Below are 12,015 nucleotides of genomic sequence, written 5' to 3' on the forward strand. Positions count from 1 at the left end.
TAATTTAAAAGGTAAACAAAATTGTCAAAGGGGGAAGAAAAATGGCTTTAAAAGGGTTAGATATTTTTAAGCTAACACCAAAGAAAAATTGTAAAGATTGTGGCTTTCCAACTTGTTTAGCTTTTTCAATGAAGGTAGCAGCTGGGGCAGTTGAAATTAGTAAATGTCCTCATATGAGTGATGAAGCATTAGCAAAATTAGAAGAAGCCACTGCTCCACTAATGAGAACTGTAAAATTTGGTAAAGGTGATAATGAATATTCACTAGGTGGAGAAACAGTTTTATTCCGTCATGAGAAAACTTATGTAAATAGAAATAGATTTGCAGTAATGTTTACAGATGCTATGACTGATGAAGAGATTGATAAAAAGATTAATAATATCAAGAAAGTTAATTATGTAAGAATTGGAGAAGAAATGAAAGTAGAAATTGCTGCAATCAAGTATGAAGGTGACAAAGATAAATACTTAAATTTAGTTAAAAAGATTAAAGAGAGCGATTTAGAGGTTACTTATATGTTAGTTTGTGAAAAACCTGACATAGTTAAAGAGGCACTAGAATTATTAAAAGATGAAAATCCAATAATCTACGGAGCAAATAAAGAAAATTATGAAGAAATGGTAGGGCTAGTTAAAGATAACAAGTTTCCTCTAGGCTTAAAAGCTGATAACTTAGAAGGACTTTATGAACTAGTTGAAAAGGTACAAGAATTAAACTATAAAGAGCTTTTACTAGGAACAGAAGGAGAATCAATTAAAGATACATTTACAAAAACAGTTCAAATAAGAAGAACAGCACTAAAAGAAGAAGATAGAAAATTTGGTTATCCTTCAGTAGTTTTCGTTAATGAATTAGCTGGTGAAGATAAATTTATGACAACTGCATTAGCATCACTATTTACACTTAGATATGGTTCTATAATTGTCTTAAATGACATAGATTATTCAATAGCATTACCATTATTTGCACTTCGTCAAAACATATTTACTGACCCACAAAGACCAATGACAGTAGAACCTGATGTATATGCGGTTAATGATGCTGATGAAAACTCACCTGTATTAGTAACTGTTGATTTTGCATTAACTTATTTCATAGTATCAGGTGAAGTTGAAAGATCTAAAGTTCCTGCATGGTTAGCTATACCAGATGCAGGTGGATATTCAGTACTTACAGCTTGGGCTGCAGGTAAACTTAGTGGTTCAACTATTGCAAACTTTATTAAAGAAAGTGGAGTAGAAGAAAAAACTAAATGTAGAAAATTAATAATTCCAGGTAAAGTTGCAGTACTTAAAGGAGAAATAGAAGATAACCTACCAGATTGGGAGATAATAGTTGGTCCAGATGAAGCTATGCATTTACCAAAATTCTTAAAAGAATTAAATGAATCAATAAGAGCTGAGGCACAAGGGGCTTAATAGACCTTTTATAGTTAAAGAATTAACGAACAAATAAAGTGAAAAGTGGGGGGATTTTAATGGAAAAATTCATGACTATAGGTGAAAGAATACATTGTATTTCACCAACTATTAGGGAAGCATTACAAAATAGAGATCCAGAACCAATATTAAAAAGAGCTAAAGAACAGATTGAGGCGGGAGCTGACTACTTAGATGTAAATATAGGACCAGCAGAAAAAGATGGAGAGGAATTAATGGAATGGGTAGTAAAGCTTATTCAATCAGAGTTTGATAATGTGCCTCTTGCTTTAGATACTTCAAACAAGAAAGCAATTGAAGCTGGCCTAAAGGTTTATAACAGTGAAAATGGAAAGGCAATAATTAATTCTGCAGATGCTGGTTCTAGAATGGACTTATTTGAACTAGCAGCTAAATATGATGCAAAAATAATTGCTTTATGTGCCAAAAATGGAATACCAAGAGATAATGATGAAAGACTAGCTTATTGTACTGAAATGTTAGAAAAAGCTATGGAATTGGGAATGGAACCTACAGATATACTATTTGACCCATTATTTTTAGTTATAAAAGGTATGCAAGATAAGCAAACAGAAGTATTAGAAGCTATTAAGGCAATTACTGATATGGGACTTAAGACAACAGGTGGATTAAGTAATGTATCAAATGGTGCTCCAAAAGATGTAAGACCTATACTTGATAGAGCATTTTTAGCTATGGCTATGCAGTGTGGTCTATCATCAGCAATATTAAATCCATGTGATAAAGAGTTAATGGATATGATAAAGACTTGTGACGTAATTAAAGGAAATATACTTTATGCAGATTCTTACCTAGAGCTGTAACTTTAATTAAATGTGATATAAAGGGAAGAAAATTATTGTGTTGTTTAGATACCTAAAATTACACAATAATTTCTTCCCTATATGATTATATTATTAACTATTAAAAAAGGGGGATTTAAGGTGGAAAACCTATTTAAAACCATTTTTACAGGTTCAAAGCAAGCCCTTAAGGCTGCTGAAGATGTAGTTAAAAAGGCTATTGAAGAAAAGGGTAAAGACCATAATGTATCCTTTCCTGATACTGCATATTCTTTACCAGTAATCTATGCAGCAACTGGTAATAAAATTAAGACTCTAGGGGAATTAGAGGCTGCCCTTGATGTTGTAAGAGGGCTAATTGAAGAGGAAATGAAATTAGAAAAGGCATTAAATGGTGGATTGGCAACGGCTGTGTCAGCAGAGATAATTGAAGCAGTTAAATATGCTAATGAGGAGGCACCTTATAGTGAACCTTGTACAGGGTTTATACCAGATCCAGTTATTCGTTCATTAGGAGTTCCTTTAGTTACAGGAGATATCCCTGGAATAGCAGTTGTGTTAGGTGAATGTCCAGATAGTGAAACTGCAGGAAAAATTGTAAAGGATTATCAATCAAAGGGACTACTTACTTTCCTAGTTGGAAAAGTAATTGACCAAGCAACAGAGGCTGGAGTAAAAATGGGATTAGACTTTAGAGTTATCCCTGTAGGATATGATATAACATCAGTAATCCATGTTGTATCAGTTGCTATAAGAGCAGGACTTATATTTGGTAATGTTGAACCTGGTAAATTTGACAAACATATGGAATATACAAAAGAAAGAGTACCAGCTTTTGTAAATGCCTTCGGACCATTAAGTGAACTGGTTGTTTCATGTGGTGCAGGAGCTATAGCATTAGGTTTCCCAGTTATTACTGACCAAGAAGTACCTGAAGTACCTACATTGTTAATTACTCAAAAGGATTACGATAAGTTTGTTCCAACCTCTCTAGAAGCAAGGGGAATAAAGATTAAAATAACAGAACTTCCAATACCTGTTGCCTTTGCTCCAGCATTTGAAGGTGAAAGAATTAGGAAAGATGATATGTATATTGAATTTGGAGGAAATAAAACAGAAGCTTGGGAGCTTGTAAAGAGTGTAGATCCTTCAGAAATTGAAGACCATAAAATAGAGATAATAGGACCGGATATTGATGAGGTAGAAGGAGATCCAAAAAGACTTCCATTAGCTATTATGGTAGAAGTAGGCGGCAAAAACATGCAGGAAGACTTTGAACCTGTATTAGAAAGAAGAATTCATTACTTTATGAACTATACTGAGGGTGTAATGCACGTAGGTCAAAGGGATACTTCATGGATAAGAATAGGTAAAGAAGCCTTTGAAAAAGGATTTAGATTAAAGCATATAGGAGAAATATTATATGCAAAAATGATTGATGAATTTGATTCAGTTGTAGACAAATGCCAAGTAAAAATAATAACTGATGCAGAAAAGGTATCAGAGCTTAAGCAAAAAGAAGCAGAACCTAAATATAGAGCAAGGGATGAAAGATTAGCTTCATTAAGAGATGATAATGTAGATAAATTCTATTCATGTTTATTATGTCAATCATTTGCACCAGCTCATGTTTGTATAGTTACACCTGAAAGACTAGGACTTTGTGGAGCTGTAAGTTGGTTAGATGCAAAGGCAACATATGAGCTTGACCCAACAGGTCCTTGTCAACCTGTAGAAATAGAAGGGCTAGAAGACGAAGTTAAAGGTATATGGAAATCTATTAATGAGCATGTAGAACAAAAATCTGGTGGACAAATTAGTAGAATAAGTCTTTACAGTATTATGGAAGATCCAATGACATCTTGTGGATGTTTTGAATGTATTGCTGGGATCATGCCAGAGGCAAATGGTGTTATCATTGTTAATAGAGAATTTGATGGTGCTACACCAGTTGGAATGACATTTGGAGAGTTAGCATCAATGACAGGTGGAGGAGTTCAAACACCAGGATTCATGGGTCATGGTAGATACTTCATTTCATCAAGAAAGTTCATGTCTGCAGAGGGTGGACCTGGTAGAATAGTTTGGATGCCTAAAGAATTAAAGGATTATGTAAGGGAAAACCTAGATAAAACTGCTAAAGAGTTATATGGTATTGATAATTTTACGGATATGATATGTGATGAAACAATTGCAACTGATCCAGATGGAGTAGTAAATTACCTACAAGAAAAAGGCCATCCAGCCCTTGAGATGGATCCACTAATGTAATAGAGGGGTGATTTGATGTATCCAGATAATATAAAATATCATGAAGAGCATACATGGGTAAAGGTAGAAGGAGAATACGCATATATAGGAGTAACTAAATATGCTTCAGACCAACTAGGAGAAATTTTATTTGTTGAAATGCCTGAAGAAGATGACGAATTAGAAGCAGGAGAAGACTTTGGAGTTGTAGAATCATCAAAGGTAGCATCAGATTTAATTGCTCCAATTTCTGGGGAAGTTATTGAGATAAATGAGAAGTTAGAAGATGAACCAGAATATATAAATGAACAACCTTATGATGCTTGGATTGTAAAGATTAAAATAGAAGATGAAAGTCAATTAGATGAACTTTTAAATGCTGACGAATATAAGGAAAAGTTAGATTAATCAAAATCCCTACTAAGCATATGCTTAGTAGGGATTTTTATGGAGGCGATTTTATGGTAAAAGTAACATTTAAACCCAAAAATATCCAGATAGAAGCTAAAGTAGGAGAAAATTTATTGGAAGTAGCTAGAAGGGCAGATGTATTTATAGATGCTCCCTGTAATGGAAATGGTTCTTGTGGAAAATGTAAAGTAAAGATACTTAAGGGCAAAGTGGATTCTAAAAAATCACATCATATAAAAGAAAATGAATGGAAAAATGGATGGGTTTTAGCATGTGTTACTAAGGTAATTGAAGATATTGAGGTTGAGGTTCCTGAAAATGAGTCTTCTTGTATGAAAGGGATGAAAATAGAAGACCTTTCATCACCTAAAGATAGAGAAATTTTCCAAAGGGCTATAAATAAGATACTAGAAAATGGAATGGAATTTAGGTCATATGTAAGAAAGGATTATATTGAAATACCGCAGCCTACCCTTGATGATAACATTTCAGATTGGGATAGGATAAAAAGAAGTATAAGAAATGATTTAGGATATTCAAAGGTATTCTGTAGGCTTCCTATATTAAGAAGACTACCTCATATTTTAAGGGAAAGTAATTATAAAGTAACTATTACTCATATACCTAGAGGAGGTAATAGGACAACAATTGTCAACATTGAACAAGGTGATACTACAGATAGGCTTTATGGTGTTGCAGTAGATATAGGTACAACTAGTGTTGCTGCTTGTCTTGTTGATTTATATGAAGGGAAATTACTAGCTAAAGCATCATCAGGAAATGCACAGATGCAATATGGGGCAGATGTTATAAACAGAATTATATATGCAACAAAAAATAATGGACTAGAAAAACTTAATAAAGCTGTAATAAATGATACTATAAATCCACTTCTTAGGAAAATGTATTTAGATTCAGGTGTAGGTAAAGATGAGGTTATAGCCTTTGTTGCAGCAGGTAATACAACTATGTGTCATTTATTACTAGGGGTTTATCCAGACTACCTTAGACGAGAACCGTATATTCCTGCATTTGTGCGCTCACCATTTATTAAGGCTTCTGAGTTAGGGATAGATGTAAACCCTGAGACATTCTTATATATAACTCCTTCGGTTGCTAGTTATGTTGGTGGAGATATAACAGCAGGGGTTTTATCATCTGGGATGTGGTCTTCTGAAGAGAATGTTCTCTTTGTTGACCTTGGAACAAATGGTGAGATTGTTTTTGGGAATAAAGACTTTTTTGTAACATGTGCATGTTCTTCAGGACCTGCCTTTGAAGGTGGAGAAATTAGTTGTGGGATGAGAGCAGCAAGTGGAGCTATTGAAAAGATAGTAATAGATAAAAAAACTTATGATGTAAAACTTGATATTATCAATTCTAAAAAACCTAAGGGTATATGTGGTTCAGGTTTAATTCATCTTATAGCAGAAATGATGATTGCAGGGATAATTGATAGAAAGGGAAGAATTAACAGAAATATTGAACATCCTAGGATTAGATTTGATGAAAATGATATAGGTGAGTTTGTAGTTGCCTTTAAAGAGGATTGGGATATTGAAGAAGATATAACTATAACAGAGATTGATATAGATAACTTTATAAAAGCAAAGGGAGCTGTATATTCAGGAATTTCTACATTATTATTAAGCTTAGGAATGGACTTTGATACTATAGATAAGGTATATATAGCAGGAGGAATCGGAAATAGTATATCTATTAAAAAATCAATACAGATAGGTCTTTTCCCTGATATACCTGAAGAGAAATTTTCATATATTGGAAATAGTTCCTTGATTGGATGTTATCTTACACTAATGAGTGAAGATGCTAGGCTTAAAATGGAAGATGTGGCAAATCAGATGACTTACATTGAACTTAGTGCCCATCCGGGATATATGGATGAGTTTGTGTCAGCCTGCTTCTTACCACATACTAATATTGAAAGATTTCCATCAGTAGAAAAAATACTATAATACAATAGCCAATTTATTGTTTACAATTGACAATTAGTAAAAACAAAAATTGAAACGGGAACCGGGTTCCTGTTTCAATTGTAATAAGGAGGTTTTAAGTGGATAAAAATGCTGTAAAAGAAGATAGACAAGGGAAGGTTCCTTTTGAATATGTAAGAAAAATTTATAAAGATAAAGACCCTTTTACTATGGCTAAATTATCTGGTACAATTTATAATCAGAATAATAAAACCTTTAAATTAGAGTTAATGGGAGAAACTTATAAAGTTAAATATCCTACTGGAGAAGTTTTTGCTGATGATAATTATGAAATTAAAACCTATTCAGTGAAGACTCTTTTATTAAGATACCTTGTGAATGCTAAAGGTATTCCACTTACAGGTAAAGACATAACTTATAAAGAAATGCCTGGAGGACATGTTTACTATAGTAATTTCTACGGAAGGACTATAAGAAAGCTAGCTAGAATTTTTGGAAATAACATAGAACAGTTTGAGGCAGTACTCAAAAAAATAGGAGGAAAAAAGGTTTCTTTAGGAGATGTAGGTTATAGGGTACGTTTTTTAAATAATGTCTATATGACTTTACTTTTATGGGAAGGAGATGAGGAGTTGTCTCCTTCTGCGAATATATTATTTGATGCTAATGTTATATACTATTTTGATGCTGAAGATTTAGCAGTTGTTGGCGAAATAGCATTGTATATACTTAAAAATAATGGAAAAGTTCCCACATGGAAGGGATTATACAGTAACAAAAATAAATGATAAAAAATTAACAAAAAATTATTCTAAATAATTGAAATATAATTTCTTTTATATTATAATATTAGTTGAAAAAGGAATAAAATACCATATAAAAATTTAGTCATGAAGACTATTAAAGCCATGAAGGCTACTTATTTAAGTAGTTTTTGTGGCTTTTTCTATTTTTTGAAAGGAGATGATATTATGGATAAAAAACTATGGGAAAAATGTGTTGATTTCCATGGTCACGAATGTCCAGGGCTTGCTATAGGATATAGGGTTGCAGAGTCAGTTAGAAAAAGATTAGGATTAGATTTTTCAAAGGATGAGGAAGTTGTATGTATAACAGAAAATGATGCTTGCGGAGTTGATGCTATTCAGGTTATTTTAGGTTGTACCTTTGGTAAAGGTAATTTAATCTATAGAGGTACAGGAAAACATGCTTTTACTTTCTTTAGAAGAAATACAAATGAAGGAGTAAGAATTGTATTAAAACCTTTAAATGAAGAGATGGATAGAGAAAAACGACAAAATTACATATTAACTGCACCTGAAGAGGAAATATTCCAATTTAAAAAGCCAAATTTTGATTTACCAGAAAAGGCTAGAATTTTTAAAACAATAGAATGTGAAATATGTAATGAAGGAGCACCTGAGCATAAAATAAGGCTTATGGATGGAAAAAAGGTATGTTTAGATTGCTTTAAAGACTACTCAAGGGGATGGGACTAAAGCAATTTACAATTAAAAATGGACAATTCACAATTGAGGATAGATGAAGACAAATGTGAAATTAAACTTTTAGAGGGGGATTGAAAATGGATAAGACCAAAAAAATAGTTTATTCAAGTTTTTTTATTGCACTAGGGATAATTATACCAATGCTATTTCATACAATAAAAAATTTTGGGAGAGCATTTTTACCTATGCATATACCAGTATTATTGGGAGGATTTATTTTAGGTCCATATTTTGGACTATTAGTTGGATTGATTACACCTTTTTTAAGTTCTATACTTACTGGAATGCCACCAATTTTTCCTGTAGGGATAATAATGTTTTTTGAGTTATCAACCTATGGTTTTGTTTCAGGATTATTTTATAATAAGCTAAAACAGAATGAAATTATAACACTAACTTCAGCTATGATAATTGGAAGAATTATTGCTGCTTTAGTAGTAGCAGTTTTAGTCTATGGTTTTGGAGCAAAAATGCCAAACCCATTTACGTATATAAAAATGGCAGTTATTGTTGGATTGCCTGGTATTGCGATTCAAGTAATCCTAATCCCAATTTTAGTTCTTAGTTTAAAAAGAACACGTATATTACATGAAACTAATTAAAAGGAGGAAAAGAAATTGAAGCATAAGGAGTATTTCAATAGTATAGCTGAAAAATGGGATGATATGGTAGAACATAATAAGCAAAAGCTAAATATTCTTTTTAAACATATAAATATTGAGAAGGGAGAAAGTGTATTAGATGTTGGAACTGGCACGGGAGTATTAATTCCATATATACATAATTTTGTAGGGAATAATGGAGAAATTTATGCTATTGACCTTTCAGAAAAGATGATAGAAATTGCAAAGAAAAAGTATGATTTTAAAAATGTCAAATACTTTCAAGGTGATGTAAATAAATTAAATATGGAAAATGATTTTAATAGTATTTTATGTTATTCTGTTTTTCCTCATTTTCCTAAAAAGGAAGATACAATAAATAATCTGGCAAAAGGACTAAAGAGGAATGGCAAATTAGTTATATTCCATTCACAATCTAGAGAAAAAATAAATTCTATTCATAAAAATATAGGAGGAACAGTGGCAAATGACTTGTTACCACCAGTAGACGAAATAGCTAATATGATGATGAGGGCAGGTTTAGATGTGGAAAAGCAAATAGATAATAGTGATATGTTCTTCATAAAGGGCATAAAAAGGTAAAGGGAAAGATTGGAGGAGTTTGAAAGGAGTCTAACTTATGGACATTGATTATTTTAAAAAGTTATGGAAAAAAACTGATGAGGATAGAGATGCAGTAGAGAAGTTTTGGAATAGTAGAGCAGATGAATTTAATAAAAAAATTTCTAAAAGACAAGAAAAAGATAAGGATCCTATAAAATTTCTTATTGAAAACAATATGCTTAAAAGAGATTATAAAGTATTAGATATAGGGTCTGGACCTGGTAGATATTCAATAAGATTTGCTAAAGAATGCAAAAAAGTAGTAGCAATAGATATATCAGAAAAAATGTTAGAGAAAGCTATTGATAATGCCAAAAAAGAAAAACTAGATAATATTCAATTTAAAAAGGTATTTTGGGAAGATTTAAACCTTGAAGAAAATGATTGGAATAAAAAATTTGATTTAGTTTTTGCTTCTATGTGTCCAGGAATAAACAGCTATGAAACACTTTTAAAAATGGTAGATGCAAGTAGAAATTATTGTTTTTTGAGTGGTTTTGCACATAGAAATGATTATTTATGGAATAAATTATATAAGAAATTAAGGGGAAAAGATTACCCTAGATTTTATGATAATAAGATTTATTGCATTTTTAATATATTATGGAATATTGGATATTATCCCGAGATAAGATACATAGATAAAAATTGGGAAGAAACCTATTCAATAGATTATATTTGTAATTTTTATATATCTAGGTTTGAATTGGAAGGAGAATTAAGTATAGAAGAAAAGGAACAAATATGCAAATTATTAAAGGAATATTCTAAAGATGGATATGTAAAAGAAAATGTAAGTTCTAAAGTTGCTTGGATTTACTGGAGTGTTAAATAGAAAGGGGATTTTAATGGGAAACAAAAATATTTTAATTATTTCATTTATATTAATATTATCTCTTCTAGCTGGATGTGGTCAGGATAATATACAAGCAAATGAAAAATTAAATAAAAATAATGATAACCTAGTCATAAGATTAGAGGGAGGAGATTGGGGATATCCAACACCTTTTTTACATTATAGAAGGGGTCCGGGAGCATATAAAATGAAATTAATATTTGATAGTTTACTTGAAAAGGATGAAAAGGGTCTAATACCTTGGCTTGCAAAAGAATGGGAAATTAAAAATGATGGAAAAGAATACATATTTAAATTAAATAAAAATATAAAATGGCATGATGGAAATAAATTAACTGCAGATGATGTTAAGTTTACGTTTGAATACTATAAAGCTCATCCTCCTGTTTGGAACAATCTAATAGTTAATGGGAAAAATATAATAGAAAATGTAGATATTATAGATGATTATACAATTAAATTTATTGTTAATGAAAAGAATGCAACATATCTAGAGAGAGTAGGAACTATGCCAATAATACCTAAACACATATGGGAAAATGTAAAAGATCCACTTAAATTTTATAGAGAAGAAGCAGTTATTGGATGTGGACCATATAAACTTACTAATTATAGTAGAGAACAGGGAATTTACAAATTTAAAGCCTTTGAAAACTATTGGGGACCTAAACAAAAAGTAGATGTAATAGAATTTGTACCAGTAAGTGATCCAATCCTAGCCTTTGAAAAAGGTGATATTGATACTTTGATGGCATCTCCAGATATATTAAATAGATATGAAAACAATGAAGGATTTAAGGTAACTAAAAATAAACCATTCTGGGGATATAGGTTAATTTTTAATATGGATAATAGACCTGAATTAAAGGACAAAAGTTTAAGAAAGGTTTTTGCTTATGGAATAAATAGGGATGAATTAGTTCAAAAAGTTGCTAGAGGGGCAGGTATAGTTGCTAGTATGGGTTATCTTCCAAAAGCACATAAGTGGTATAATCCTGATATTAAAAAATATAATTTTGATATTGAAAAAGCAAGAAAACTTATAAATGGCAAAGAGTATAGTTTTAAATTATTAATAGGAAATTCTCCAAAAGAAGTAAAAATTGCTGAACTTATTAAACTAAGCCTTTCTAAAGTAGGGATTAATATAGAGGTAAAAAGTGTTGATAATAAGACAAGAGATGGATTGGTAAAAAAAGGTGATTTTGAGCTGGCCATTATAGGTCATGGAGGATGGGGAAGAGACCCAGATTTATTAAGGGATATGTACTATTCCTCTGAAACTATGGAAAGTAATAGCCCAGCCTCAGGCTCATTGCCTGGATTTTATAATGAGAAAATAAATGAATTAGCTTTGTTACAGATGAAACAGCTTAATTTTGATGAGAGAAAAGAAACAATTTATAAACTACAAGAGGTTATTGCCCAGGAGGTTCCACAAATCCCTCTATTTAATACAATTGGATATTTTGTATTTAGACCTTTAAAATATGATGGATGGATGTATACTTATGATCATCATTATCCTGAACATTGTAAGTTATCGTACTTAGAAAGGAAGTAATAT

Annotated in this window: 11 protein-coding genes; all 11 read left to right on the forward strand. The window is 31.4% G+C overall.

Annotated features, from left to right (window positions below):
• Positions 1-41 precede the first annotated feature (41 nt).
• Positions 42-1,418, forward strand: coding sequence for an acetyl-CoA decarbonylase/synthase complex subunit gamma (gene acsC / locus BET03_RS03990; RefSeq protein WP_120167539.1), 1,377 nt, complete (start codon positions 42-44; stop codon positions 1,416-1,418).
• Between the two features lie 59 nt (positions 1,419-1,477).
• Positions 1,478-2,263 (forward strand): carbon monoxide dehydrogenase/acetyl-CoA synthase methytransferase subunit, encoded by a 786-nt coding sequence (gene acsE / locus BET03_RS03995; RefSeq protein ID WP_120167541.1) that lies wholly within the window; start codon positions 1,478-1,480, stop codon positions 2,261-2,263.
• Between the two features lie 120 nt (positions 2,264-2,383).
• Positions 2,384-4,513 carry an acetyl-CoA decarbonylase/synthase complex subunit alpha/beta gene (gene acsB, locus BET03_RS04000; RefSeq protein ID WP_243096854.1) on the forward strand — a complete coding sequence of 710 codons (2,130 nt, stop codon included), beginning with the start codon at positions 2,384-2,386 and terminating at the stop codon, positions 4,511-4,513.
• Positions 4,514-4,528: 15 nt separating this feature from the next.
• Positions 4,529-4,900 (forward strand): glycine cleavage system protein GcvH, encoded by a 372-nt coding sequence (gcvH, locus tag BET03_RS04005; RefSeq protein ID WP_120167545.1) that lies wholly within the window; start codon positions 4,529-4,531, stop codon positions 4,898-4,900.
• Between the two features lie 53 nt (positions 4,901-4,953).
• Positions 4,954-6,879: a corrinoid activation/regeneration protein AcsV gene (acsV, locus tag BET03_RS04010; protein ID WP_120167547.1), complete on the forward strand. Its 1,926-nt coding sequence runs from the start codon at positions 4,954-4,956 to the stop codon at positions 6,877-6,879.
• 98 nt (positions 6,880-6,977) lie between these two features.
• On the forward strand, positions 6,978-7,646 hold the full coding sequence (locus BET03_RS04015; protein WP_120167549.1) for a DUF3786 domain-containing protein: 669 nt from the start codon (positions 6,978-6,980) through the stop codon (positions 7,644-7,646).
• 183 nt (positions 7,647-7,829) lie between these two features.
• Complete coding sequence (locus tag BET03_RS04020; RefSeq protein ID WP_120167551.1) at positions 7,830-8,357, forward strand: FmdE family protein; 528 nt, start codon at positions 7,830-7,832, stop codon at positions 8,355-8,357.
• An 86-nt stretch (positions 8,358-8,443) separates the two neighbouring features.
• Positions 8,444-8,968 (forward strand): ECF transporter S component, encoded by a 525-nt coding sequence (locus tag BET03_RS04025; RefSeq protein ID WP_207666033.1) that lies wholly within the window; start codon positions 8,444-8,446, stop codon positions 8,966-8,968.
• A gap of 15 nt (positions 8,969-8,983) precedes the next feature.
• Entirely contained in the window at positions 8,984-9,571 is a 588-nt protein-coding gene (locus BET03_RS04030; RefSeq protein WP_120167555.1) for a class I SAM-dependent methyltransferase, read from the forward strand.
• Between the two features lie 37 nt (positions 9,572-9,608).
• Positions 9,609-10,427 carry a class I SAM-dependent methyltransferase gene (locus BET03_RS04035; protein ID WP_120167557.1) on the forward strand — a complete coding sequence of 273 codons (819 nt, stop codon included), beginning with the start codon at positions 9,609-9,611 and terminating at the stop codon, positions 10,425-10,427.
• Positions 10,428-10,440: 13 nt separating this feature from the next.
• Positions 10,441-12,012: an ABC transporter substrate-binding protein gene (locus BET03_RS04040; protein ID WP_120167559.1), complete on the forward strand. Its 1,572-nt coding sequence runs from the start codon at positions 10,441-10,443 to the stop codon at positions 12,010-12,012.
• Positions 12,013-12,015 lie beyond the last annotated feature (3 nt).

The sequence above is a fragment of the Thermohalobacter berrensis genome (assembly GCF_003609645.1).
Classification (GTDB): Bacteria; Bacillota; Clostridia; order Tissierellales; family Thermohalobacteraceae; genus Thermohalobacter; species Thermohalobacter berrensis.

Excerpts from the sequence above, each read along its gene's own strand:
- BET03_RS04025 (WP_207666033.1), top strand. The coding sequence starts at position 8,444 with ATGGATAAGACCAAAAAAATAGTTTATTCAAGTTTTTTTATTGCACTA.
- acsC (WP_120167539.1), top strand. The coding sequence starts at position 42 with ATGGCTTTAAAAGGGTTAGATATTTTTAAGCTAACACCAAAGAAAAAT.
- acsE (WP_120167541.1), top strand. The coding sequence starts at position 1,478 with ATGGAAAAATTCATGACTATAGGTGAAAGAATACATTGTATTTCACCA.
- BET03_RS04020 (WP_120167551.1), top strand. The coding sequence starts at position 7,830 with ATGGATAAAAAACTATGGGAAAAATGTGTTGATTTCCATGGTCACGAA.
- gcvH (WP_120167545.1), top strand. The coding sequence starts at position 4,529 with ATGTATCCAGATAATATAAAATATCATGAAGAGCATACATGGGTAAAG.
- BET03_RS04040 (WP_120167559.1), top strand. The coding sequence starts at position 10,441 with ATGGGAAACAAAAATATTTTAATTATTTCATTTATATTAATATTATCT.
- acsV (WP_120167547.1), top strand. The coding sequence starts at position 4,954 with ATGGTAAAAGTAACATTTAAACCCAAAAATATCCAGATAGAAGCTAAA.
- BET03_RS04035 (WP_120167557.1), top strand. The coding sequence starts at position 9,609 with ATGGACATTGATTATTTTAAAAAGTTATGGAAAAAAACTGATGAGGAT.